Source organism: Cellulosimicrobium sp. G4 BAM 1002 (genome assembly GCF_057126935.1).
On record NZ_CP182109.1, the window covers coordinates 4012451 to 4036853 of the forward strand.

The 24403-nt window shown below is 70.6% G+C and carries 24 protein-coding genes, 1 pseudogene and 1 riboswitch; of the genes and pseudogenes, 18 read left to right on the top strand and 7 right to left on the bottom strand.

Going from position 1 to position 24403, the window contains the following annotated elements:
- Window positions 1-98: 98 nt before the first annotated feature.
- The 3 genes from ACMXGY_RS17845 to pnuC all read left to right on the top strand — a co-directional run bounded on the left by ACMXGY_RS17845 (window position 99) and on the right by pnuC (window position 3080).
- Window positions 99-1268, top strand: coding sequence for a class I SAM-dependent methyltransferase (locus tag ACMXGY_RS17845; protein ID WP_483774307.1), 1170 nt, complete (start codon window positions 99-101; stop codon window positions 1266-1268).
- A 63-nt stretch (window positions 1269-1331) separates the two neighbouring features.
- Window positions 1332-2105 carry a TetR/AcrR family transcriptional regulator gene (locus ACMXGY_RS17850; protein ID WP_483774308.1) on the top strand — a complete coding sequence of 258 codons (774 nt, stop codon included), beginning with the start codon at window positions 1332-1334 and terminating at the stop codon, window positions 2103-2105.
- A 65-nt stretch (window positions 2106-2170) separates the two neighbouring features.
- Window positions 2171-2294, top strand: a riboswitch (FMN riboswitch).
- 75 nt (window positions 2295-2369) lie between these two features.
- Complete coding sequence (pnuC, locus tag ACMXGY_RS17855) at window positions 2370-3080, top strand: nicotinamide riboside transporter PnuC (protein ID WP_483774309.1); 711 nt, start codon at window positions 2370-2372, stop codon at window positions 3078-3080.
- Between the two features lie 16 nt (window positions 3081-3096).
- Here pnuC and ACMXGY_RS17860 read toward each other — a convergent pair whose 3' ends face one another.
- Window positions 3097-3750, bottom strand: coding sequence for a hypothetical protein (locus tag ACMXGY_RS17860; RefSeq protein ID WP_483774310.1), 654 nt, complete (start codon window positions 3748-3750; stop codon window positions 3097-3099).
- A gap of 49 nt (window positions 3751-3799) precedes the next feature.
- Between ACMXGY_RS17860 and ACMXGY_RS17865 the strand changes: the two genes are divergently transcribed.
- Window positions 3800-4489 carry a helix-turn-helix domain-containing protein gene (locus ACMXGY_RS17865; RefSeq protein ID WP_483774311.1) on the top strand — a complete coding sequence of 230 codons (690 nt, stop codon included), beginning with the start codon at window positions 3800-3802 and terminating at the stop codon, window positions 4487-4489.
- Window positions 4490-4568: 79 nt separating this feature from the next.
- Window positions 4569-5723 (top strand): epoxide hydrolase family protein, encoded by a 1155-nt coding sequence (locus ACMXGY_RS17870; RefSeq protein WP_483774312.1) that lies wholly within the window; start codon window positions 4569-4571, stop codon window positions 5721-5723.
- A gap of 34 nt (window positions 5724-5757) precedes the next feature.
- Here ACMXGY_RS17870 and ACMXGY_RS17875 read toward each other — a convergent pair whose 3' ends face one another.
- A complete protein-coding gene (locus ACMXGY_RS17875) occupies window positions 5758-6102 on the bottom strand; it encodes a VOC family protein (RefSeq protein ID WP_483774313.1) in 345 nt (114 codons plus the stop codon).
- Between the two features lie 201 nt (window positions 6103-6303).
- On the opposite strand from ACMXGY_RS17875, the gene ACMXGY_RS17880 reads away from it, so the two are divergent.
- From ACMXGY_RS17880 to ACMXGY_RS17895, 4 genes are all read left to right on the top strand, one after another.
- Window positions 6304-7554, top strand: coding sequence for an acyl-CoA dehydrogenase family protein (locus ACMXGY_RS17880; RefSeq protein WP_483774314.1), 1251 nt, complete (start codon window positions 6304-6306; stop codon window positions 7552-7554).
- Window positions 7555-7679: 125 nt separating this feature from the next.
- Window positions 7680-8912: an acetyl-CoA C-acyltransferase gene (locus ACMXGY_RS17885; RefSeq protein WP_483774315.1), complete on the top strand. Its 1233-nt coding sequence runs from the start codon at window positions 7680-7682 to the stop codon at window positions 8910-8912.
- Window positions 8913-9048: 136 nt separating this feature from the next.
- Entirely contained in the window at window positions 9049-9795 is a 747-nt protein-coding gene (locus tag ACMXGY_RS17890) for an SDR family oxidoreductase (protein WP_483774316.1), read from the top strand.
- A gap of 181 nt (window positions 9796-9976) precedes the next feature.
- Window positions 9977-10117 (top strand): hypothetical protein, encoded by a 141-nt coding sequence (locus ACMXGY_RS17895; protein ID WP_483774317.1) that lies wholly within the window; start codon window positions 9977-9979, stop codon window positions 10115-10117.
- Here the strand turns inward: ACMXGY_RS17895 and ACMXGY_RS17900 are convergent.
- Window positions 10102-10578 carry an NUDIX hydrolase gene (locus tag ACMXGY_RS17900; protein ID WP_483774318.1) on the bottom strand — a complete coding sequence of 159 codons (477 nt, stop codon included), beginning with the start codon at window positions 10576-10578 and terminating at the stop codon, window positions 10102-10104. The genes ACMXGY_RS17895 and ACMXGY_RS17900 overlap by 16 nt on opposite strands.
- A gap of 169 nt (window positions 10579-10747) precedes the next feature.
- Here ACMXGY_RS17900 and ACMXGY_RS17905 point away from each other — a divergent pair, with 169 nt between their 5' ends.
- The 3 genes from ACMXGY_RS17905 to ACMXGY_RS17915 all read left to right on the top strand — a co-directional run bounded on the left by ACMXGY_RS17905 (window position 10748) and on the right by ACMXGY_RS17915 (window position 12639).
- Entirely contained in the window at window positions 10748-11143 is a 396-nt protein-coding gene (locus ACMXGY_RS17905) for a RidA family protein (protein WP_483774319.1), read from the top strand.
- A gap of 102 nt (window positions 11144-11245) precedes the next feature.
- On the top strand, window positions 11246-11944 hold the full coding sequence (locus ACMXGY_RS17910; protein ID WP_483774320.1) for a phosphatase PAP2 family protein: 699 nt from the start codon (window positions 11246-11248) through the stop codon (window positions 11942-11944).
- Window positions 11944-12639: a phosphatase PAP2 family protein gene (locus tag ACMXGY_RS17915; protein ID WP_483774321.1), complete on the top strand. Its 696-nt coding sequence runs from the start codon at window positions 11944-11946 to the stop codon at window positions 12637-12639. Before ACMXGY_RS17910 ends, ACMXGY_RS17915 begins: the two co-directional genes overlap by 1 nt.
- Window positions 12640-12717: 78 nt before the next feature.
- On the opposite strand, the gene ACMXGY_RS17920 is transcribed toward ACMXGY_RS17915, so the two are convergent.
- Window positions 12718-14469 carry a glycosyl hydrolase family 18 protein gene (locus ACMXGY_RS17920; protein ID WP_483774322.1) on the bottom strand — a complete coding sequence of 584 codons (1752 nt, stop codon included), beginning with the start codon at window positions 14467-14469 and terminating at the stop codon, window positions 12718-12720.
- Between the two features lie 158 nt (window positions 14470-14627).
- Here ACMXGY_RS17920 and ACMXGY_RS17925 point away from each other — a divergent pair, with 158 nt between their 5' ends.
- Window positions 14628-16034 carry a DNA polymerase IV gene (locus tag ACMXGY_RS17925; RefSeq protein ID WP_483774323.1) on the top strand — a complete coding sequence of 469 codons (1407 nt, stop codon included), beginning with the start codon at window positions 14628-14630 and terminating at the stop codon, window positions 16032-16034.
- Between the two features lie 91 nt (window positions 16035-16125).
- Here ACMXGY_RS17925 and ACMXGY_RS17930 read toward each other — a convergent pair whose 3' ends face one another.
- Window positions 16126-16791 carry a Type 1 glutamine amidotransferase-like domain-containing protein gene (locus ACMXGY_RS17930; RefSeq protein ID WP_483774324.1) on the bottom strand — a complete coding sequence of 222 codons (666 nt, stop codon included), beginning with the start codon at window positions 16789-16791 and terminating at the stop codon, window positions 16126-16128.
- 1544 nt (window positions 16792-18335) lie between these two features.
- Between ACMXGY_RS17930 and ACMXGY_RS17935 the strand changes: the two are divergent.
- The 3 genes and pseudogenes from ACMXGY_RS17935 to ACMXGY_RS17945 form a co-directional block, all read left to right on the top strand.
- Window positions 18336-18458, top strand: a pseudogene (locus tag ACMXGY_RS17935) (AAA family ATPase); the annotation flags it as partial.
- Between the two features lie 342 nt (window positions 18459-18800).
- Window positions 18801-20090, top strand: a complete 1290-nt coding sequence (locus ACMXGY_RS17940) for an AAA family ATPase (protein WP_483776898.1) — start codon at window positions 18801-18803, stop codon at window positions 20088-20090.
- Between the two features lie 317 nt (window positions 20091-20407).
- Window positions 20408-21296, top strand: a protein-coding gene (locus ACMXGY_RS17945) for an IS5 family transposase (RefSeq protein WP_483774325.1) whose coding sequence is annotated in 2 segments (ribosomal slippage) — window positions 20408-20755 and window positions 20757-21296 — 888 coding nt in all. Because the reading frame shifts where the segments join, the coding sequence is not laid out codon by codon here.
- On the opposite strand, the gene ACMXGY_RS17950 is transcribed toward ACMXGY_RS17945, so the two are convergent.
- Entirely contained in the window at window positions 21297-21641 is a 345-nt protein-coding gene (locus ACMXGY_RS17950; RefSeq protein ID WP_483774326.1) for an Imm10 family immunity protein, read from the bottom strand.
- Between the two features lie 141 nt (window positions 21642-21782).
- Between ACMXGY_RS17950 and ACMXGY_RS17955 the strand changes: the two genes are divergently transcribed.
- Entirely contained in the window at window positions 21783-22202 is a 420-nt protein-coding gene (locus ACMXGY_RS17955) for a hypothetical protein (protein ID WP_483774327.1), read from the top strand.
- A 28-nt stretch (window positions 22203-22230) separates the two neighbouring features.
- Window positions 22231-22503: a hypothetical protein gene (locus tag ACMXGY_RS17960; protein ID WP_483774328.1), complete on the top strand. Its 273-nt coding sequence runs from the start codon at window positions 22231-22233 to the stop codon at window positions 22501-22503.
- Between the two features lie 321 nt (window positions 22504-22824).
- Here the strand turns inward: ACMXGY_RS17960 and ACMXGY_RS17965 are convergent, their stop codons facing one another.
- Window positions 22825-24288, bottom strand: a complete 1464-nt coding sequence (locus ACMXGY_RS17965) for a hypothetical protein (RefSeq protein ID WP_483774329.1) — start codon at window positions 24286-24288, stop codon at window positions 22825-22827.
- Window positions 24289-24403 lie beyond the last annotated feature (115 nt).

Sequence of the window (24403 nt, forward strand, 5' to 3'; positions counted from 1 at the left end):
CTGTGGCCATCGACGCCGTGGCCGTCGAGGTCTACCGTCGAACCACGGGCGCCACTACCTCGCGGCACGCGCCCGGCCAACGTCGAGCGGAGGCGCGCGTGGTCGCCACGGACGAGGACACGCCGTCGGACGACGGCGGGCGTGACCAGGCCGGCACGCCCGCCGTGGACGCGTTCGCCGAGCGGCTCTCCGCCGCGTGGCTGGGCGCGATCGACCTGCTCGCGGTGCACGTCGGTGACCGGCTCGGCTGGTATCGCGCGCTCGCCGGCGCCGGACCGGTCACGTCCACGGGGCTCGCCGAGCGCACCCGCACGCACGAGCGGTACGCCCGCGAGTGGCTCGAGCAGCAGGCGGCCGCAGGAATCCTCGTCGCGGAGGACCCTGGCGCCGGTCCGGCGCTCGTCGCGGACCCGTCGGCGGCGGCCCGCGAGCGCCTCTACGCCCTGCCCGCCGCACACGCGGAGGTGCTCACCGACGCGTCGTCGCTCGCGTACTCCGCCCCGCTCGCACGGTTCGTCGGCGCGATCGGCACGCAGCTCCCGCACCTGCTCGAGGCGTACCGCACGGGCGGCGGGGTGTCGTGGGAGCAGCTCGGCGACGACGCGCGCGAGGCGCAGGCCGACGTCAACCGGCCGTGGTTCGAGCAGCGGCTCGCGCCGGCGCTCGCGGGCGTGCCGTCGGTCCACGACGTGCTGTCCCGGCCGGGGGCCCGGATCGTCGACGTCGGGTGCGGGTTCGGGTGGTCGACGCTCGCCCTCGCGCGCGCCTACCCGGACGCCGTCGTGCACGGCGTCGACGTGGACCGGCCGTCGGTCGCGGCGGCGCGCGTCGCGGCCGAGGAGGCCGGGCTCGCCGACCGCGTGACGTTCCACCTCGCCGACGCGGCCGAGCTCGGGCTCGTCGAGCCCTCGGGACGCCCTTTCGACGCGGCGTTCGCCTTCGAGTGCGTGCACGACCTGCCGCGCCCGGTCGAGGTCCTCGACGCGGTGCGGCGCGCGGTCAGCCCGGACGGTGTGGTCGTGGTGATGGACGAGGCGGTCGCCGAGGAGTTCACCGCCCCCGCCGACGACGTGGACCGCGTCATGTACGGGTACAGCCTGTTCGTGTGCCTGCCCGACGGGCTGTCGTCGCAGCCGTCCGCGGGAACGGGGACGGTCATGCGGCACACGACCCTGCGTCGCTACGCGCTCGAGGCCGGGTTCACCGACGTCGAGGTCCTGCCGGTCGACGACTTCTCGTTCTTCCGGTTCTACCGGCTCGCTCTCTGAGCACACCCGAGCACGCAGCCCGTCCCACGGGCGGGGCCCGGGGGCCGGTGTACCGTCCGGTGCATGACCGACGTCCGCAGCCGCACCCACGCCCAGGCCGTCGACGCAGCGATCGAGCTCTTCACCCGCAAGGGGTACGAGCAGACCACCGTCGAGGAGATCGCCGACGCCGCCCAGGTCAGCCGCGCCACCTTCTTCCGGCGGTTCCGCTCCAAGGAGGACGTGGTCTTCGCCGACCACGAGCTCCTCCTCGACGAGGTGGTCGTCCTCCTCGCGTCGACACGGCCCGTGCCCGACGCCGCGGGGAACCTCGTCCCGGAACCCGGGGTCGACCCGTACCTCGAGGTGTGCCGCGCGGCACGGCTCGTCTTCGACCACCACGTCGGGCAGCGCGAGACGTCCCTCGCGCGGCACCGCCTGCTGCAGGAGGTGCCTGCCCTGCGCGACCGCGAGCTCGTCACCACCCACCGTTACGAGCGCGCGTTCACCGCGTACCTGCGCGACGCACTACCGCCCGACGCGCGCCGCTCGACCGCGTCCATCGCGTTCGCCGCGTCCGTCGTCGCGGTCCACAACGCGCTGCTGCGCCGCTGGCTGCGCAGCCCCGAGCAGGACCTGCGCCCCCAGCTCGAGGAGGCGTTCGCGGACCTCCGTCGCGCCGCCGTCGGGCGGTACGTCGCGCCCGACGGCGACGGCACGTCGGGCGGTCCCGTCGCCTCCGGTGAGCGCCCGGGCCGCGACGGGCGCCGCGTCGTCGTGACGGTCGTCGACGCGGGGTCCGACGCCGACGAGGTCGCGGACGACGTCGCACGAGCCGTCCGCGACGCTCTGGGCTGAGCGGCTCGTCGCACCGCCCGGGAATGCGCGGGTAGCATGCTCCGTTGCAGAACGCAGTACGCACGAACGTGCTCCGGGGTCGGTGCAATTCCGAGCCGGCGGTGACAGTCCGCGACCCGCGCCCTACGCGCGGTTGACCTGGTGGAACTCCAGGACCGACGGTGAAAGTCCGGATGGGAGAAGCACGTGCGGCGCGACGGGTGACCCCGTCGTGCCGTTCTCACGCCCCCGGAGCCGTCGTGCCCGGACGGCGAGGGAACACCGATGGACCTGATCCACGCGCTCTTCGACGCGCAGCTGACGATCGGCGACCAGCACCTGCTGTGGCGCGAGATCGTGGGCAACGGGTTCGGCCTGGCGTCGGCGCTGGGCGGCATGCGGCGCAAGGTGTGGGCGTGGCCGGTCGGCATCGTCGGCAACCTGCTGCTGCTGACGGTGTTCCTGGGCGCGGTCTTCGCGACCCCCAACCCCGTGAACCTCCTCGGCCAGGCCGGCCGTCAGGTCATGTTCGTCATCGTGTCCGTCTACGGGTGGGTGCAGTGGCGCCGCACGCAGCAGCGGCTGGGTGGCGCGGACGCGGACAGCCACGGCGTGAGCGTCGTGCCGCAGTGGGCGACGGCGCGCCAGCGGATCGCCCTCGTGCTCGCCCTCCTCGTCGGCACGGCCGTGCTCACGCCCGTCTTCCGCGCGATGGGCTCGTTCGAGCCCGTGTGGGCCGACGCGTGGATCTTCATGGGCTCGCTCCTCGCCACGTACGGCATGGCGAAGGGCTGGGTCGAGTTCTGGCTGATCTGGGTCGCTGTGGACATCGTCGGCGTGCCGCTGCTCGTCTCCGCCGGGTACTACGCGTCCGCGTTCATGTACGTGTTCTACGGCGCGTTCACGCTCGTCGGGTTCTTCGTGTGGTGGCGCATCAAGCGCCAGGCCACCGCCGAGGCTGTCGCGGCGTCGGCGGGCGCGCCCGCCTCCGGCTGAGCGTGGGGTCGCGGCCTCAGTCGTCGAAGAGCATGCGGGCGGACGGCTCGACCCGGCTCGCGCCGAGCGTGCTGTCCGCGCACACCGCCTCGACGAGCGCGTCGCTCCCGCCGACGTAGGTGGCCGACGCGTCGATCTCTGTCCCGACGAACCAGGACCGGTCCTGCGGCCACCAGAGGTTCGGCGGCTGCTCCTGGTGCCGGAACGCCCCGGCGTCGGTGAGGGTCCCCGTCCACAGGTGGTACTCGCGGTGCGGGAGCAGGAGCATCGGCGCGGCGGGGCGCTCGACGAGGGTCGGGATGAGCTGCTCCCATGCTTCGGCGAGCGCCTGCTCGACCTCCGCGTCGCTCGGGCGCGGCTCGTCCGGGGACCACGAGAAGAACGGCGAGACGCCCGACGTCGCGCGCGGGTCGCTGCCGTGGTCGTACAGGAACGCGTGCCCCGTCCACACCGCGAGGTGCACGGGCTGGTCGCCCGTGAACGGCGCGAGCACGGCGGCGAGGGCGTCGGTCTGCGCGGCAAGGGTGACGTCGTCGTCCGGCTCGGGGTGCTCCACGCACGCGTATGCCCCATACCCGCGCGGCACCGTGCCGTCGACGGTCGGGCCGAAGTCCCCGAGCCGCTCCTCGATCCACGCGCCGGCCGAGCCGTCGTCGTCCCAGTCCACCATGCGCCGACCCTACGCCCGGCCTGTCCGCGCCCCGTCCTACGATGAGCGGGTGAGCTTCCTCTACGAGGAGCGCGCCGGAGCCTCCCCCCTCGTCGACGTCGTGTGGGCCACCGTGGACCTCACCGACGGGACCTACGTCGCGTCCGCGGACGCGCGGTGGGACCTCGTCTTCACGGCACAGGGGAACGCGCGGCGCGTCCTGCTCTCGGGGCCGTCCTCGCGGCCGACGCCCGTCCCGTACACCGCCGGGAACCACAACCTCGGGGTGCGCTTCTCGCCGGGCACCTACTTCGCCCACGAGCCGGTCGTGGGCTGGAGGGACCGGACCGAACGGCTGCCCCTGCTCGGGCGTGGCGCATTCGTCCTCGCCGACGCCGCCTGGCCGCTGCCCGACCTCGCGCTCGACGCGCCCGGCGTCGACCGGCTCGTCGCGGCGCTCGCGTCCGCGGGGGTCGTGCGGCACGACGACGTCGTCGAGACCGCGCTCGACGGCGGCGCGGCGGACTGCTCGGCCCGCACGGTCGAACGGCACTTCGCGCACGCCGTCGGGATCAGCCCGCACCGGGCGCGCCGGATCGAGCGGGCCCGTGAGGCGGTCGCCCGGCTCCAGGACGGCCTCTCGATCGTGGACGTCGCGTACCGGCTCGGTTACGCCGACCAGGCACACCTCACCCGTGACCTCAAGCGGCTCACGGGCCTGACCCCCGGACGCTCCCGCGATCGCGGCGAGCCCGTCTGAGTGTCGCGCTGGTTCAAGACAACGCCGGAGAGCCGCGCTTGCGTGGGGTGGTCACGACCACCGCCGAGGAGGACCGGCCATGAACGACGACCTGGACGTCCGACCGTACGAGATCGCGGTGAGCGACGAGGAGGTCGACGACCTCCACGACCGGCTGGGACGCACCCGCTGGCCGGCCGAGCTCACGGACACGTGGGACCGCGGAACCCCGGTCGGCTACGCCCGCCGGCTCGCGGAACGGTGGCGCACGACGTTCGACTGGCGCGCGCAGGAGGCTCGGCTCAACCGGATGCCGCAGTTCGTCACGCTCGTGGACGGTCAGCGCGTCCACGGGATGCACGTGCGCTCGTCGCGCGCCGACGCGACGCCCTTGCTCCTCTGCCACGGCTACCCGACGTCGTTCGTGGAGTTCGCACGTCTCGCGCCGCTGCTGGCGGAGCCCGCGGGCGGCGGTCCGGCGTTCCACGTCGTCGCCCCCTCCATGCCGGGGTACGGCCTCTCGACGCCGCTCGCGGCCTACGGTTGGGACATCGCCCGGACGGCGGACGCGTTCGACCGCGTCGTGCGCGCGCTCGGGTACGACCGGTACGCCGTGTTCGGCGGAGACGTCGGGGCAGGCGTGGCCGAGCAGCTCTGCCTCGAGGCAGGCGATCGCGTCGTCGCGTCGCTCGTGTCCACCGACCCCGGCGCGATCGCGACCGAGTACACGCCTCCCACGGACCACCTCACGGCCGAGGAGCGCGAGCGGCACGCGACCCTCGTCGCCGCCCGGGCGGAGGACTTCGGCTACCTGCAGGTGCAGACCACGCGCCCGCTGAGCGTCGCCTACGGCCTGACCGACTCCCCCGTCATGCAGCTCACGTGGATCGCGGAGAAGTTCCACGAGTGGACCGACCCGCGGCACGAGCTTCCCGAGGACGCGGTGGACGGCGACGACCTCCTCACCCTGGTCAGCGTGAGCTGGTTCGGGCGAGCCGGCGACGGCGCCGCCAACCTCCTCTACGAGGCCGCGCACGCCGAGCAGGCGTGGGGTCGCGCGCACGACCGCCCCCAGGGCGTCACGGCGTTCGGCGAGGAACCGCTCGTGCGCCGCATCCTCGACCCCCACGGCGCGCTGCCGTTCTGGGCCGAGCGTCCCCGGGGAGGGCACTTCCCGGCGATGGAGCGTCCGGACGACGTCGCGACGGACATCCGCGCGTTCCTCGGGGCACAAGTCTCCAGCTCGGCTCGCTGACCGGATCCCGCGGTGCGCGCCGAGCGGCCGGCACCTACGCCGGGAGCGCGCCGCCGAGCCCGACCTCGTTGCCGTCCGGGTCGCGGAAGACGATCTTGACGACCCCGCCCTCGTACGTCTCGCGGCGGTCAGGATCGATCCCGCGCGCCCCGGCCGTCGCGACGAACGCGTCGACGTCCTCGCGGAAGACCGTGACGACGCCGTGCCCGGCGTGCTCGGGCACCTGCTCGACGACGAGCCACCGGTGCTCGGCGAGCTCCCACACGGACTCGGTCGGCGTCGCGACGAAGGTCGGCTCGACCCCGAGCAGCCGGACGTACCAGTCGCGTGCGGCGTCGTGGTCGCGGACGTGCATGGTCGCGAAGAGGTCGAGAGCCATCGTCCGACGATAGGACGGCGGGCCGTCGCGCACCATGCCCCGGCCCGCCCAGGGCGCGATACCCGGTCTCAGATTGACTGAGACTTGGTATCGCTGCACTATGGGAAGAGACCGCCGACGACGTCGACCCGCCACCCGGGCACCGCCGCTGCCGACGATCACGCTCGACCGACCAGCAGCCGCCGTCCCAGGGGAGCACCGATGCCCACCACCCCGATCATGCCCGGTGTCACCGAGCCCACCTACGACCTCACGACCCCGCTGGACGTCGACTATGCGGACGCGTTCGCCGACGCGACCGCGGAGGACCGCGCGCACCAGCAGCGCGTCCGTCAGTTCGTCCAGGACGAGGTGCTCCCGGTCATCGACGACTTCTGGGAGCGCGCCGAGGTCCCGCTCGACCTCGTCAAGCGCATGGGCGAGCTCGACCTCCTGCGCGACGGCGTCGACGTCGACGGCCGACCCCGCGTGAGCCTCATGGGTGCGGGCCTCGCCGCGATGGAGATGTCGCGCGGCGACGGGTCCGTCGCGACGATCTGCGGCGTCCAGGGCGGCCTCGCGCTGCGGAGCATCCAGATGCTCGGCTCGGACGAGCAGCGCGCGCGGTACGCCGAGCCCATGGCGCGCGGCGAGATCCTCGGCGCGTTCGCGCTCACCGAGCCCACCCACGGCTCGGACTCCGTCTCGCTCGAGACGACGGCGCGCCGCGAGACCCGCGACGGCGTCGAGGGCTATGTGCTGAACGGCGAGAAGAAGTGGATCGGCAACGGGTCGTCGGGCCACATCACGGTCGTCTGGGCGCGCCTCGTCGGCAGCGACTCGGCGGACGGCGACAACCAGGTCCACGGGTTCGTCGTGCCGCAGGACACGCCCGGCTACACGGGCACAACCATCACCGGCAAGGTGTCGCTGCGGGCCATCTGGCAGGCGCACGTCGTGCTCGACGACGTCTTCGTCCCCGCCGAGAACGCCCTGCCGGGTGCCCGCTCGTTCAAGGACACCTCGCGCGTGCTCTTCGCGACGCGCCTCGGGGTGGCGTGGGCCGCCGTCGGGCACGCGATGGCCTGCTACGAGACCGCGGTGGCCTACGCGAAGCAGCGCGTGCAGTTCGGGCGCCCGCTCGCCGCGAACCAGATGATCCAGGAGCGCCTCACGAAGATGCTCTCCACCGTGACGCAGCTCCAGCTCCTCGTCGCGCAGATGACGCGCCTCGACGAGGCCGGGAGGCTCACCGGACCCCAGGCCTCGCTCGCGAAGTACACGTGCACCCGGGGTGCGCGCGAGATCGCGGCGAGCGCGCGCGACCTGCTCGGCGGCAACGGCATCCTGCTGCGCAACCGCGTCGCGCGGCACTTCGCGGACGTCGAGGCCCTGCACACGTACGAGGGCACCGAGTCCGTGCAGGCGCTCATCGTCGGGCGCGACATCACGGGCGTCTCCGCGTTCGTCTGACAGGTCCGCCGAGGGCGCCCCGCCCTCCCTCAGCTCCCCGGCGCTGCTCGCCCCTCCTCGCGGCGCCGGGGCTCCTGCCTTCCCCGATCTCCTCGCGCCGTTCTCCCTACCCTGACGGAGTCCCCATGAGCACCGACGCCACCACCCTGCACGACGGCGGAGCCGTCACCCCCGAGGACGAGGTCACCCCGGTCCTCCTGCACGGCGCGCGCACCCCGTTCGCGCGCTTCCGCGGGGCGCTCGCCTCGCTCTCGGCCGCCGAGCTCGGCGCGCACGCGATCCGCGGCGCCCTCGCCGCGGCGGGCGTCGCGCCCGAGCAGGTCGACACCGTGATCGTCGGTCAGGTCGTCCAGGCGGGCGCCAAGCAGGGCCCGGCCCGCCAGGCCGCGATCCTCGCGGGCCTCGGCTGGGACGTGCCCACCGTGACGATCAACAAGCTGTGCCTCTCCGGGCTCACCGCGATCATCGACGCGGCCAGGCTGGTCCGCACCGGCGAGGCGACCGTCGTCGTCGCGGGCGGCCAGGAGTCCATGACGAACGCGCCGCACCTCGTCGTCGGCTCGCGCGCGGGCTTCGCCTTCGGCGACGTGACGATGGCCGACTCCCTCACGCACGACGGCCTGAACGACCCGTTCAGCGGCGAGGTCATGGGCGAGCTCACCGACCGCGGCTGCGCCACGCGCGGCATCGGTCGCCCCGAGCAGGACGCATTCGCGCTGCGCTCGCACCAGCGGGCCGCCGCCGCGCGCGACGCCGGGCACCTCGCCGAGGAGATCACGCCGGTCGAGGTGCCGCAGCGCCGGGGCGAGCCGGTCGTCGTCGAGCACGACGAGGGCGTGCGCGCCGACACGACGCTCGAGGCGCTCGAGCGCCTGCGCCCGGCGTTCGTCCAGGACGGGACCATCACCGCCGGGTCCAGCTCGCCGCTGTCCGACGGCGCGGCGGCGGTCGTGGTCGCGAGCCGCGCCTTCGCGAAGCGCAACGGGCTGTCGTGGCTCGCCGAGATTGGCGCCGCCGGCCAGGTCGCAGGGCCGGACAACTCCTTGCACTCCCAGCCCGCCCGGGCCATCGAGGCCGCCGTGAAGCGCGAGGGCGTCGCCGCGGCAGACCTCGACCTCGTCGAGATCAACGAGGCGTTCGCGGCCGTCGCGCTGCAGTCGGTCGCCGACCTGGGGATCGACGCGGACGTCGTCAACACGGACGGCGGCGCGATCGCGCTCGGTCACCCCGTCGGCGCGTCCGGCGCCCGGCTCGCGCTGCACCTCGCGCTCGCGCTCCGGCGGCGCGGCGGCGGCGTCGGCGCGGCGGCGCTGTGCGGCGGGGGCGGCCAGGGCGACGCCCTGATCCTGCGCGTCTGACGGCGCGGATCGGGCGGGCGACCGGACGACCGGGCGCGACGATGCGACGTCCGATCACCGCCGGACATCCCTGACGATCCCCCCGAGAGTGGTGGAGCCGGCCGACCGCCGGCACCACCACTCCCGAGGAGCACACATGGAGTCCATCGCACTGGTCACCGGCGGCACGCGCGGGCTGGGCCTCGCCGTCGTGGAGGCGCTCGCAGCCGAGGGCGCGACGGTGATCCTGGCAGGACGTCGAGCGGACGCGGTCCAGGTCGAGGTCGAGGCGTTGCGCGCCCGCGGCCTCGACGTGACCGGCGTGACGCTCGACGTCGACGACCCGGCGAGCGTCCGCGCGGCGGCAGCCGAGGTCTCGGCCCGTCACGACCGTCTCGACATCCTCGTCAACAACGCCGGGATCCTGCCCGAGGCCACCTCCGGGGGCGGGGAGGCCGCACCGCGCTTCGTCGACGCGGACGTGCTCGAGCGCACGTTCCGGACCAACGTCTTCGGTCCCGTGTCGGTGATCGAGGAGCTCCTCCCCCTGCTCGAGCGCTCGGCCGCGGGACGCGTCGTCAACGTGTCGACGACCATGGGATCCCTCACCGAGCAGCAGAACCCCGACTCGCCGTACTACGGCCTGGTCGTCCCCGCCTACCAGGCGTCGAAGGCAGCGCTCAACGCGGTCACGGTCTCGCTGGCGAAGCACCTCGCCGGGACCCGGGTGAAGGTGACGTCGGTCTGCCCCGGCTGGGTCCGGACGGACCTCGCGCCCGGCAACCGCGAGCACGCCCCCACGACGCCCGCGGAGGCAGCCGAGACGGTGGTCCGGGCCGCCCTGCTGCCCGACGACGCGCCGTCGGGCACGTTCCTCAGCGCGAGCGGACCCGTGGCGTGGTGAGCCGCTGACTCGGTTGCCCGAGCGAGCCACCGAGCCCTGGTGCACGATGATGCACCAGGGCCGGCGCGGTTCTGACGCCGTGCTGTGACGCAGATCGCGTCACGGTATGCGGAAACCGCGTCATGGATCGCGCCGAGCGCGGTCTCTCCTCCTGGAAAACGTCCACGACGAGAGGACCGTCATGACCACCGTCACCGAGACACTGGGCCACACCGCCCGCCGCGCGACCGCACGGGCGCGCCGATCGCACCTGTCGGCCGTCGCCGTCGTGGCCGTCGGGCTGCTCGCGGGGTTCGCCGCGGCCCCCTACCTGCTCGGCTGACCCAGCGCGTCCTCGAGGCGGTCGAGCAGGGGCACCTGCCCCGCGACGACGAGGCCCCGCGCCCGGGCGAGCGGGAACCATCCGGCCCGGTCGAGCTCGGGGAACTCCTGCATGCGACCCGAGCGCGGCGGCCACTCCAGGGCGAACGTGTTGCTCGAGATCGTCGCGACGTCGAGCTCCGCCTCCCGCGCCCACGCCGACACGAGCTTGCCGGCACGCTGCCGGACGGTCCCCAGGTCGAGGTCCGGCACGTCGGTCTGCGGCGCCGGCACGCCGAGCTCCTCCTCGAACTCGCGCAGCGCGGCGACGAGCCCGTCCTCGCCGGGCTCGACCTCCCCCTTCGGGATCGTCCACCCACCCGCGTCCTTGCGTGCCCACAACGGCCCGCCCATGTGCCCGAGCAGCACCTCGACGACGCCGTCGCGCACGCGGTAGAGCAGGAGCCCTGCTGACTGCTTCACCCCTCCTTCCTACACATCAGACGCCGACCCGGCACCCGTTGAGTGCTGGCCATCTGTCGTCTCAGGCGCCCGAGCACGACACATACCCAGCACTCACGGTGTCGGCGGGTCGGCGTAGCGTCGTCGACACCGGCTCGCCGGATCCGACCCGACCGCAGGAGGGACGACCATGACCACGCCGACCGTCACGCACCTCAACCCGCCCGGGCTGCACACGAACCCCGCGTTCTCGCAGGGCACGATCGTCGAGACCGGTCGCACGCTCTACGTCGGTGGCCAGAACGGGACCGACGCCAGCGGCGAGATCGTCGAGGGCGGCATCGCTGCCCAGACCGCGCAGGCGCTGCGCAACGTCCTCGCCGTGCTCGAGGAGGCCGGCGCCGGGCCGCAGGACGTCGCCCGCCTCGCCATCTACCTCGCACCGGATGCCGACCTCATGGAGGGCTTCGCCGTCGTCGGTGAGGTGTGGGGTCCGCACCCGGCGGCGGTGACCGTCCTGCGCGTGGGGATCGGGCGCCCGGGTGCGCTCGTGGAGATCGAGGCTGTGGCCGCCCTTCCCCGCTGAGCTCCAGCGCGAGGAGGCTCCTCCCGGCCGGGACGTAGCCACCGGTGCACGACGGCGCCCCCTCCTCGGGCGTGGGGCGTCGCACCCCGCTACTGTCCGGGGGTGCCAGCCCACCGGACCCGACGACGCGCCCTCGCGCGCGCCGCGGTGTGCGGGGTGGCCGCGTCCGTCCCGGTGCTGGTGCTCGCCTGGCTGGTGCGGGCCGAGTCGGGCCTCGTCGTCGACGCCGACCGCGAGGTCGTCGCCGCCGCGACCCGGTTCACGGGCGCGCGCCCGGCGTTCGAGCGCACGCTGCTCGTCGGCCAGGAGGTGCTCGCGGCGCGGTGGATGAACCTCGCGGCCATGGGCGTGTGCCTCTGGGCGTGGCGACGGCACGGGCTCGGCACGCGCGCGGCGTGGGCCGCGGGGACGATCTGGGGCGCGTGGGTCCTCGGCCTCGGCGCGAAGGAGCTCGTCGACCGCGCGCGGCCGGTCGTCGAGGACGCCGTGACGACGGTGCCCGGCAGCAGCTTTCCCTCCGGGCACGCGATGAACGCGGCTGCCGTCGGGGTGAGCCTCACCGTGCTCGTGTGGCCGCTGCTCGGCCGGCGCGGCCGCGCCGCGGTGGTCGCCGGCGCGACGGCGCTCGCCCTCGTCACCGCCGCGGACCGGGTGCTCCTCGGCGCGCACTACCCCTCCGACGTCGTCGGCGGGCTCCTCTTCGGCGGCGCCGTCGCGGGCGCGTCCGCCGTCGGCTACCACGGGTGGACGACCACCCGCTCCCCCGGCACCCCCGGTGCCGCTCCCAGGAACGAGGTCTGATGCACCCCTTCGTGCACCGCTACGAGCTCGACACGACCCGGCCGACCGCGAAGGAGGTGCTGCGCGACGTCGGGCTGCGGGCCTTCCTCCCCGGCGCCGTGCTGTGGGTCCTCATCGTCGCGACCGGCTTCCTGATCACCGGCCCGCTCGGCGACCTCCCGGGCGAGGTCGGGCTCAACCGGTGGTTCGAGGAACGCCGCACGCCGTTCTGGGACGCCGTGACCGACGTGCTCTCGCTCATCGGGACCACCGAGTTCATCATCGGCGGCACGCTGCTCACGATCGCGCTCGTCTGGTGGCGCACCCGGCAGTGGTGGTTCGCGATCGTGCCCGCGATCGCCGTCGCGCTGCAGGCGCTGATCTTCCTCACGTCGTCGATCGTCGTGGGCCGCGAGCGCCCCGACGTCTCGCGCCTCGACGAGTCCCCGCCGACGTCGAGCTTCCCGTCGGGGCACACCGGTGCCTCGGCCGCGTTCTACCTGACGCTCGCCCTGATCGCGCAGCGGATCCCGAACCCGGCGCTCCGCGCCGTGGTGACCGTGCTTTGCTGCCTCGTGCCGCTCGGGGTGGGGCTGTCCCGGCTCTACCGCGGGGCCCACGGCCTGGCGGACGTCGTCGTCGGGCTCGTCAACGGCATCGTGTGCTGCGTCCTGGCGTGGAACTACCTGCGACGCGACGTGCGCACCGCGCGCTGAGAGGACGCCGCACTCCTCCGACGCACGACGGCGGGCCCGGTCCTGAGACCGGGCCCGCCGTCGTCGTACGCCGTCAGCTCACGCGCACAGACCCACCGGGTCCCACGAGCCCCACGTCGCGGACCCGGGCAGCTCGCCCTTCGTCCACCACTGGGCCGTGTAGTTGACCCCGGCGCGGGAGACGGTCTGCCCGCCGGTGTAGACGGCCTCGCGCGACCACGCCGGGGCGCAGTCCGCGACCTCGACCGCGGGCGCCGTGCCGCAGGGACCGATCTTCTTCCACGCGTTGCTCGCGCCCGGCTCCTGGTTGCGGGTCCACCACTGGGCCGCGTACTCCGAGCCCTCGTGCGAGACGACCTCGCCACCGGTGTAGACGCCGGTGCCGTACCAGGGCACCGCGCACTCGTCGGCCACGCCCGGGCCGGGAGTCGCCGCGCGCAGCGTCGAGCCGAGCGCGTCGCCCAGCTCGTTGCGGTAGTCGCCCGAGAGGTCCCACCACATCGCGCCGCCGTAGCCCTGGGTCGCGACGAACTCGGCCTTGGCCGTCACGGACGCGGGGTCGTCGTAGCTCCACCACTCGTCGCCGTCGTAGAGCCAGCTCGCGCCGATCTCCGGGTCGAAGTACCGCTCGCCGTCGAACGACCGCAGCTGCGCGTAGGTCTTGGTGCCGACGTAGCCCGCGGCGGGCTGCCAGCCCTGCGTGCCGTCCTCGACGCCGTACCAGCCGTGCCCGTAGGCGGCGAGCCCAGCGTTGACCTGGCTCGGGTCCGCGCCCGCGTTCACGTACATGCCGAGCGCGCCGTCGAGCCCGAGCCCCCAGTTCTGCGTGCCGTCCGGGTGCAGGTTGCCCTGGTGACCCGTCTGGTTCGGCACCCAGCCGCCGTGGAAGTCATAGCCCTGGACGTTGAGGAAGTCGACGACCGCGAACAGGCGCGGGTCGAGCCAGCCGCCCTGACCGGCGTTCCAGCCACCCGCGGGCGCGAACGCCGTCAGGAGGTAGTCCTCACCGTTCGCCGTCCCGCGCGCGTCGAGCTCGGCCCGGAACTCCTCCATGAGGAGCAGGAAGTTCTCCTTGTCCTCGGGGCGGGCGTTCGCCGTCTCGCCGCCGGTGACCGGCCACTCCCAGTCGATGTCGATGCCGTCGAAGATGCCGGCCGCGGCGCCCGGGCCGCCCTTGCCGTCGACGACCGGCAGGACGCCGTCGATGTAGAGGTCGAGGCACGAGTCGACGAGCGCCGTGCGGCCCTCGGGGGTGGAGGCCGCCTCGGAGAAGTTGTCCGACCAGGTCCAGCCACCGAGCGAGATGAGGATCTTCGTCTCGGGGCTGACCGCCTTGAGCTTCTTGAGCTGGTTGAAGTTGCCCGCGAGCGCCTGGCCGGGCTTGTCCGCCTTGCCGTCGACGGAGTCCTTGGCCGAGACCTCCGCGACGAAGTCGTTGAGGGGGTCGCCCTCGCCCGGGACGTCGGCGATGTCGCACACGAGGTCGGTCGTCACGTTCCCGAAGGCGTAGTTGATGTGGGTGAGGTCCTCGATCGCGCCGGTACGCAGGAGGTCGACCACGTGGAAGTCGCGGGTCACGCGCGAGTCGGCCATGACGTAGCCGACGCTGCGGAACCCGTTGATGTCCGACGGCCCGGCGACGGACGCCGCCGGCTTCGCCGTGGGCTGGGGCGCCGCCATGGCGGGCGACGCAAAGGTGGCCGCGGTCAGGGCGAGCGCTCCGACGACGGCGGTGGTCGCGACCGCGCGCGAGCGGGCAGTCGATGCGGGCGAGGTCCTGGCGAGCGAGCGGCCGGAGGGGGCCGCGCTGGGTGTCGATCGATCGGTCATGAAGGCCTCGTTGCTCTTCGGCCCGGGCTGGGGATCCCGGGATTTGTTCGGTCTCCTGCAACTTACCTGGCTCGCCTGTGTTTACGCCAGGGTCCGAACGAAACTGCCCTGCCCCTCGCGGGCGCCGTGGTGTGGGTCGCGGGAGGCAGAGTGGGGCGGTGAGCCTCGACCGCGCGCCCCACGCCCCGGTGCTCCGCGCGCGCCCGACGGTCGCGCACCTCGACGCGGACGCGTTCTTCGCGGCGGTCGAGCAGCATCAGCGCCCGTCGCTGCGCGGCCGTCCGGTGCTCGTCGGAGGCGTCGGCCCGCGCAGCGTCGTGGCGACGGCGTCGTACGAGGCGCGGCAGTACGGCGCGCGCTCCGCGATGCCGATGGAGCAGGCGCGGCGGCTGTGCCCGCCGTCGACCGTCGTCGTGGTGCCACGGTTCGCCGCGTACGCGGCCTACTCCGCCCGGATCATGACCGCGCTGCGCGAGGTCACCGACCTCGTCGAGCAGGTGAGCATCGACGAGGCGTTCGCGGACGTCGCCGGTGCCGTCGGGCCGGACACCGATCTGGAGGCGCTCGCGACGGGAATCCGCGAGCGGGCGCGCGAGCTGAGCGGGCTGCCGGTCTCGATCGGGCTCGGCCGGTCCAAGCTCGTCGCGAAGCTCGCCTCGGAGGCCGCGAAGCCGGGCGGGGTGCGCGTCGTCGGCGCCGACGACGAGGACGCGTTCCTGCTCGACCTGCCCGTGCGGGCGCTGACGGGCGTCGGCCCGGTCTCGGCCGCGCGCCTGGACGAGCTCGGTGTGCGCACGGTCGCCGACCTGCGCCGCCAGCCGCTCGACACGTTGCTCTTGGTCGCCGGTGAGGCAGGCGGCACCAACCTGTACCGGATCGCGCGCGGCTGGGACGACCGGCCCGTGACGACGGTGCGCGAGCGCAAGTCCGCCGGTGCCGAGCACACCTTCGACACCGACCTGCACGGCCGCGCCGCGGTCGCCGCGGCGCTCGACCCCGTGGTCGACGCCGCGCTGGCCCGTCTCGAGCGGCACGCCGTCGCGGCGCGCACGGTCGTGGTCAAGGTGCGCCTCGCGTCGTTCACGACCCTCACCCGCTCGGTGACGCTGTCCCGCCCCACGGCCGACGAGGGCGCGCTCCGCGACGCCGCGCACCGTGCGCTCCGCCTCGCCGACGTCACCGAGCCGGTCCGCCTGCTCGGGGTCGCGTTCCACGCGCTGTCCGAGCACGCACAGCTGATGCTGCCGCTCGGTGTAAAGGAGCCGGAGCCGACCGCGGCACCGGGCGACGTCGTGGCCTCGCCCACGCCACCGGTGACGGGACCTGTCCGGGCGAGGGCCGCCGTCGTCGCACCCGGCCTGGACGTCGCGACCGCGGCCGACGGGCGCGGGTGGGTCGTGCGCGTCGGCGACGACGGACGCGTCGCGGTGCGGTTCGAGACCGCGCAGACGGGACCGGGCTACCAGCGCTGGGTCGACCCGGAGGCGGAGGACCTCACGCTCGTGGAGCCGCTCGGCCCCGACGGCGCGCCGGTACGCACCGCGGAGTCGGACGACGACGCGTAGTCGCGCTCTGAAGGCACCGTCCGCCCGTTTCGCCCGCCGCCAGCGCCGGAGACGATCGCCCGGGGCACTGCCCTCGACACGTCGGGGCTGCTCACGCCAGTCGACGCCAGGCGCCCTCGGACACGACCTCGACGCCACCGTCGACCACGAGGGCGGTCTCGTCGTCGATCGCGTAGGACGGCCCGCCCAGGGACGACGCCCATCCTTCCGCTGCAGCAGCCGTGTTGTCCGGGAGCTCGGGGTGGCCGAGGTGCGGGAAGATCGAGAAGTCGACGAGCCCAAGGGGAGCCGCCTCCTCGCCGTCGGGCGGCGTCCACCCGACGAACTCCCGCCCGATCCGCGGCGTCATCGCCATGCTCCCGCCGCTCATCCCCACGTACACCGACTCCGCCAACGTCGGCAGGAGATCGGCCAGGCCGGACCGGCGCATCCAGTAGGCCAGGTACAGCGCGTCCCCACCTGCGGCCAGCAGAACGTCCGTCGACCGGACGAGCGGCACCCACCGGTCGGCGGGGATGCTCGGCAGCGCCGTCAGCTCGAGGACTCCCACCGACTTCCAGCCGAGGCCCGTCATGTGGTCCGACTCCCCGGTGATGAAGTCCCGGGCGTTCGCCCCCGGACCTACCCACGGGTGCCCGTACAGCGCGGTGGGGATGCAGAGCGCGGTGCAGTCGGTGATCGGCCGGCCCAGCAGCCCGACGAGCGCCGCCTCGATGGTCGGGTTCCTGACCCCCGCGGACGTGAGCAACAGCTTCATCTGCCCTCCTGGATCGACAGTCACCCAGCAGACCGCGCGGCAACCGAGAAGTCATCGCCGACCCCGGCGAGCAGCACGCGCATGTCGGAGGAGGTTCGACCTGGGAACGGGCCCGCGACGGGAGCACGACGAAGGGCCCCAACCGCAGCATGCTGCAGGTGGGGCCCTTCGGGTGGCGGTAGCGGTGGGCTTGGATGGCTGGCTTCCATGCCCTCGGCCGACAATGCCGGAACTCGCCTCTGACCTGCACCGTCGCATGGACGCCCCTCGTACCGGGTTGTGGTCGGCGGCACCGTTGCGGCGGTCAAAACGGAGGCATACCGGTGGACTCGGGCAGCGCACCGCGGTGGGGACACTCGGAGGCGCCGAACCGATAGCGGAGCACAGGAGGTCGGCGGAGATCCGGGTCAAGGGTGGCGGCAGGCCATCGCGCAGCGACGCCGCAGGCGCCCTTGACGCGGACCGGAGCCGGCCGGATGCTCGGCTGTCGGTACGGGGCCGGTCGGCAACGGATAGACGCACCTTGCACCGCGCCCCTACGATCGCGCCATGCACGTCTTCCCGAAGGGATATGCCTCGTAAGCGTCCTTCACAGTTGCGCTCAGAGGTGCAGCTGCTAGCGCGGCCGACGATGCCGCTTCGAAGGCCCAAAGTCGGCGGTGGCAGCCTGTCAGGGTCGGCCCGGGCTGCGGTGCTCCAATACGAGCGTCAGGCAGGACTGATGCGCGGATCGCTCCTCGTCGCGTTGTCGGTCTGGATAGGCGCCGATGGTGTGGACGAACCGTCCGTGACCAGTTGCGGCATCTGGGAGTGCTGCGGCTACCACAGACCTCTTGCCGAGACACGCGACACCATCGAGTTCCTCATACGTCGAACGCCGTCGGGCGCCGCGCGAGAGCTGCGGCGGCTAGTTCGCGATTCCGACGTTCGGATGGTCGGCGATCTCGACGGGTACTGGTGGCGGGATCCTCGTTACTGGAGGTGACGCGCGCCTGGGCGACGGTGGGCGGTCTCGGAATGACTCCGAGGCCGCCTTCGCCGTGCGGGCCGCCGGACGGTGGGGTGCGCGAAGCGAGCGCAGCGAGCGGAGCGCGGGGCCCCGCCCGGCAGGCGGCCAGCGCGGCGGAGCCGCGCCTTGAGTCAGTAGGGAAAGTTCTCACGAGGCGCCCCGCACCGGAGTGTGTAGTGTCTCGGGATCTGCGTGGCAGTCGTGAATCAGGACGTGCTTGATACCTGCCGCGATGGCGGGCCTTGGCTCGACGATGTTCGCGGGCGTCGTCGGAACGGCAGAGGTCAAGCAGGTCGTAAGACGGATCATCCGGCAAGACGCTCCTGAGTCAAGACAGCGACCATAGGCCAGCCTCGGTGCCCGTAGGGGGTGAATTGAGCAGTTCGCCGCCCTCGCGCATGCCCGATGTGACAGGATGCGTCCGTGCTCAACGCGGATCCGCGCGCCGAGTCGACAACCGCGGTTCTCACTGAACATGACACCAATGAAGGTGCACCCTTTATGGGCACTGGACTCAATAGCGGGAGCGTGTTGATTGATCTCAAAACTCCGCCTCGTCAACTACCGTTCGTTTCGTGACTTTACCGTCAACTTTCCCAGCACTTCAGCTTGCCTCGTCGGACCAAACAACGCCGGGAAATCGACAATTCTCACCGCCCTCCGATTGGCGGACGCATTGCTGCGGGTTGCTCATGCTCGACGAGCATCTGCCCGGACAATGCATCGAGGCAGGACTTACAACTCGTACCCCGTCTCCCTGAGTGACTTCGCTTCACTCAGGGAGAGCCTTCGGCATGAGTTCCGTGCGGCCGAGGCCCGCCTAGAACTAACGTGGAAGAGCGGCAATCAGTTGATTGTCATTTGGCCCGAAGGGGACCCTGACGACGACGCTGCCACTGGAACGTTCATCTTGCGCAGGCCAGGTGGCGACCAACCGGCGAGCATCGCGGCGAGCCGTTCCGAGTTCCCGCGCCTGGGCATCGTCCCAATTCTTACTCCGATGGATCATGTCGAGCCCGTTCTTACTGAGCGGTACGTGCGCGGTAATGTCACAACCCGGCTGAGCAGTCGCCACTTCCGCAATCAATTGCACTTACTGAAGCGAGATGGCGAGTGGGATCAGTTCATCGCATTCGCCGGGCCTTGGCTTCCCGGCGTGACTATCGACGAATTGACATGGCACGAAGCAGATGATGGCCGTGAGCTCGATCTGTACATCGCCGAATCTGGCAGTCGAGTTCCCAAAGAGGCGATCTGGGCGGGCGATGGAATCCAGGTTTGGCTTCAAATCCTCTTCCACCTGTACCGCCTACGCGACGAGAGTGTCATCGTGCTAGACGAGCCAGACGTCTACTTGCATGCAGACTTGCAGCGACGCCTGGTGAGGCTGCTCGAAGCGACGGGACAGCAAACGATCGTCGCGACGCACTCGGCGGAGATCGTTGCGGAGACACCCAAGGCGAGCGTCGTATGGATCGATAGGTCACGCAGGCACGCGAATGCTCTACGCGATGAAGCACTGCTTGACCAATTGACGAACACTCTCGGCAGCCAGTTCAACCTTAAGCTTGCCCGCACAATTCGAACACGCACTCTGCTGATGGTGGAAGGAAAGGATATGAGGGTCCTGAGCAAGATTAGTCGCACGCTCGGCGCCTTCCACATTGCAAACGAAGACGGGGTTAGCGTCGTTCAGCTAAACGGGTTCTCCAACAACGAGCACGTCGCGCCCTTTAAGTGGATTGTGGACGATTTCCTTGAGAACTCCGTTGACTGCCACGTCCTTCTTGATCGAGATTACCGTTCAGACGATGCGGTCGCGTCGATTGAGAGCCGCTTCTCTGCTATCGGTGTACACGCACACGTTTGGCGCAAAAAGGAACTGGAGAGCTATCTGATTAATGTGGACGCGATTGCTCGCCTGAGCGGCGCGCCTGTCGATTATGTGCGGGAGTCGCTCGCGAGCATTTTGGCCGGCATGGGGACCGCGGTGTTCTCACGAATGCTGAGCGAGCGATTGCGCGTGGAGGTATCGGCTCGACGCCACCAGATTGACGTCACCAACGACTTCAAAACGGAATTCGACGAAAGATGGCAGGATTCTGAATGGCGGTTGAGCGTATGCCCGCCTAAAGCGGTTCTCAGTGGGCTTAACGGAACCCTGCAAGCCCGCTCATTTTCAACCGTCTCTGCGGAGCGACTGGCAAGTGAGTTAGCTGAGGACGAGGTGCCAGCCGAAATGCGCCGTGTGCTCCACGACATTGAACTCTCGGCGGCAGGTGCACCGTAGACGGTCGCACGGCCCGCGACGAGCGGCTCATCGCATCAAAGTGCGGCACCGGGAAGGCTGGTCCCCTCTCCGCAAGCCTGGTCGTGAGTCAGTTTGCGAGGGTGTGGAGTTGTCTGGTGTCGATCAGTGCGGGGTTAACGGCGGCGGAGATCCGGCGGGTCGTGCTCGGGTACAGTGTGCCCGTACTGGAGGCCACCGCACCGGGGCAACGTGACGATGGGACATCCCCGGCCTTTGCTCACCGTGGCATGGCGTGGCGTTCTAGGCCTAGGGCGCGTCTCCTAAGTCTCACCGCCGAGATGTTGCAGGGTGCAGTCGTGAACCGCGGTCGGGAGTTGTCAGACGAGCAGTGGACGGCGATCAGCCTGTTGATGCCGCGGGTGTCGGGGCGGTCGCGTCCGTGGCGTGATCATCGTCAGGTCGTGGAGGGGATCGTTTACCGGTATCGGACCGGGGTCGCGTGGCGTGATCTTCCCGAGCGGTTCGGCCCGTGGCAGACCGCGTGGAAGCGCCACGCGCGGTTCTCCCGGGACGGGACGTGGGACAAGATTCTGACGGCCTTGCAGGTTCGTGCGGACGCGAGCGGCGGTATCGACTGGCGGGTGAGCGTGGACTCCACGATCAACCGGGCGCACCAGCACGCCGCGACCTTGCCCCGGATCACAGGGGGCACCGGCGAATCACAAGAATCCGAAACGGCGGGAGCCGGCTGACCACGCGCTCGGCCGGTCCCGGGGCGGGCTGTCCACGAAGATCCATGCCGCGGTCGACGGCAACGGGCGACCGCTCGCGGTGCTCGTGGGACCAGGCCAGGGCGGTGACGCCCCGATGTGCCTGCCGCTGCTGGACGCGATCCGAGTCCCTCGATCAGGAGCCGGACGCCCGCGCACCACCCCCGATGCCGTGTTGGGCGACAAGGCGTACTCCTCGCGCGCGATCCGCACCGAGCTGCGTCGGCGTGGGATCGTCGCGGTCATCCCCGAGCCTCGCGATCAGCGGGCGCATCGGCGCCGGCGTGGGGCACAAGGCGGACGGCCCGTGACCTACGACCCCGTCACCTACCGGGGCCGCAACACAGTCGAGCGGTTCTTCAACCGCATCAAGCAATGGCGAGCACTCGCGACCCGCTACGACAAGCACGCGCTCGTCTACCGAGGCGGCGCCGTTCTCGCAGCGATCCTGCTCTGGGCGTCGAGCACACCGTGATTAACGAGTCGGCGCCACGATCCGAGGCAGGTGCTGCTCGATGATCTCGGCTGCTGCTCCGTCCAAGGCGAGCTCGACCAGGCTGGGCAGCTCGAGCGCTCCGGCCGCCTCAGGGTCCAGTTCGAGCACAAGGACATCGCCCTGCACGTCGAACCGAACAAGGCCGCCGTAGTGCACGGCTGCACCACCACGCACGATCGCGTAGGTATCCGTGCCCAGCCTCACGTCTTGCGGGCCGTGGGCAAGCGAGCGTTGAAACTCGATCGTGTCTCCCGACTCCACGTCCAGCAGCACGATCACCTCGTAGTCGTCCTCAACGCTGCGCGTGAAACCAACCCTGATCACAGCCGAGATTCTGCCGCATCAAGAACCACCAAGACGTGTCTTCTTATTGACGAGGCGGCGCAGTGAGCGCACGAATCGCGTGTCGGACGGACCCGGTCCTGTGACGTTGGGACGCGAGGTTCGCACCTAAGGTGGGGCCCGATGGACGAGAACATCGCACAGCAGATGCGCGACCGCCCTGCGGAGCAGGTTTGGCTCGTCTACGACCCCGTGCCGCGACACGACTTCGATGAGGTCGCGCTGGCGGCCGGGCTGAGGCCGTTGGGCGAGGACTGGATCGAGGTAGATGCTGATCGCGCCGAGCAGGTTCTCGCACGCATCCTGTATATCGGCCTGGCCTATCAAGACGAGCTCATGCCCGAACACCAGGCCCGGCGGCTCGCGCGAGAGTTCATCCGGTCGTGCGGCAGCGTCGAGACGCGATATGCGACGAACGCCGATTACCTCCTTGCCGCCTACCCATCCACGTGGGCGCCCGCGACCGACTACACCTTCGACAGCGGCGTCGTGATCGTTAGCCGCTCGCGTTCTGCGTGCTACTGGGTGGCCGACGAAGACTGAACTCAGTGACTAAGGAGACATGCCCTAGTTGATCATCGACATCTTCTCCGACGAGCTCGTCGGCCACCGGATCGAGGACCGCGACGCCGAACACCTGGCCGTGGAGGTGTTCAAGGACGCGATCGCCGCAAGGACTGCCACGGGTAGTGCACGCCGACTCCGGGTCGGCAATGCCCTCAGCGGCACTGGCCGACCTGCTCGCGCCGCTGGGCATCACCCAGAAGCACAACCGGCCCCGTGTCTCCAACGACAACCCGCTCTCGACTTCGAGTTCCGGACGATGAAGTACCGGCCGAACTAACCCGGCACGTTCGCGTATCTCGACGACGCGCGCGCCCACCTAGACGCCTACATGGCCTGGTACATCACGCACTACAGGCACTCGGGCATCGCCCCGCTCTCGCGCGACGAGGTCCAAGACGGCACCTGGCGCCAATGTTGGCAAGAACGCTCACACGTACAGCGCGCCTACTACTACGACGCCCCCCGAACGCTTCCGCAAGCTCCCGCGCACACCGGCTCCGGCCGGCTACGTCGGCATCGACCTCCCCGCCGAACGCAAGATGGAACTCGAACGACTCCGCACGGGTTGACAACGTACGGCCCGCCCGGAACCGCGAAACTAAACCCAAAGTTGGCTCTTTATTGAGTACGCGCTCGCCTCGGTGAAGATGACATTTCCCCCAGTCGCATTCGTCGATGGATGCGCATCAGAGTCTGGACCTTGGACCGTTGGCCGTGCGATGCGGGCGACCTCCTCGACCAAGACATTTAGGAGGCCAAGGAGCTTTGGGTACAGAACTCGGACCGTCGAGATCGGTTCAACATACACGCGACCCGGGATAGGTTCGCGAATGTGCACGAATCCCATAGGATCCACAACGCGCATCGCATTCCGGAAGGTCTCACCAGTTCGAGGCGGCAGACGAAGAAGCTCCACATCGCCATCGACGCTGGAACGGTATTGAGCAAAATCTATTCCTTCGCCGTGAACCGTATTCCTTAGCGCGCCCAGAATCTGGATTAGCATGGCGGCTTCGGAGTCAGGCTTCAGTAGCGCTGCGATTCGTTGCGCGCGCGTTCCCACCCGGACGAGCCACGGCTCCCGAGCCCACCCGATGCTCATCGGTTTGGAACTGAGTGCCAAATACTCATCGGTCAGCGCTGCGCACGCATCGAATGCGCCGCTAAGGAATAGCAGGCTGGTGTCGAAAGAATAGAGCGCCACATCCGCTTGCCCGCCACTGCGACCACCTCCAAGGAGTGCTGTCAATATGCCATCGCGGGCCTGCAAGCTCCGGGAGACCCTGCTCATCACCGCCTGAGCCAAATAAGTGAGACGATCGGGCGCGCCGTCTTTCTCATTCTTCAGTGTCGCGGCCCATAGCGCGTGACCGGCCGAAATCACAGCGAAGCTGGCAGCATGAAAAAAGAGGTCTCTGCTGAGTTCAGCCGCACCCGTGCCGGTGTAAATTGGGAATATGCCACGACTGCGCAGGTGAAGGGTCGTCATCACGAGCGCGAACTCCGCGTCTCCAACAGCAACGCCCTCTGTCACCATGCTGTCGTCATCTAGGAGCACTTCTTGCGATGTAACGAGCAAATCACTTTGAGTCGCACGCGCGACGCCCACCGTCAGTATCGCGTTTAGGAACTCGTCCTGCGTGCCAGGCTTCGTAATAGCGCGTTCCGCATGCAAGAACTCGCGAGCCGGGGCGTCGACGAGAAGGGCGTGATCAACGCGCGCAGAGTGATGGCCGCTCGCTACACTCCATGTTGCCCAGTATTCGCGGTCACGCACCGGACCATCCGTTTGCACTTGTGCGACCTCAACCAACTCGTGACCGGCCAACTTGGCGCCGGAACCGTAATCCACACGTCCGACGCTGCTTGTGGCGGAAGGTCCTACGTACAGGAGGCGAATCACGAAAGCGTGCTTTGTTACCTCGTGCAGGAAGTCCACGACTCGCTGGTCACCGCCTAGCGGTGGGCCCGACAGGTCGAGCAGTAGACGTAAGTCCCGCGGAGCGGTTGGAGAGAACAGCTGCGGCTCCACCGCGTGATTGAAACTTCGGATGTAGCCCATCAGTGGAGCGTACCGCGAGTTGGGGAGCGTGACCTTTGAGTTGGTCGGATGCCAATCCGAAAGTCTCGCGAGACTCACCGCTCACATCAAACCCGGGCCCGGACACGGGCGATGA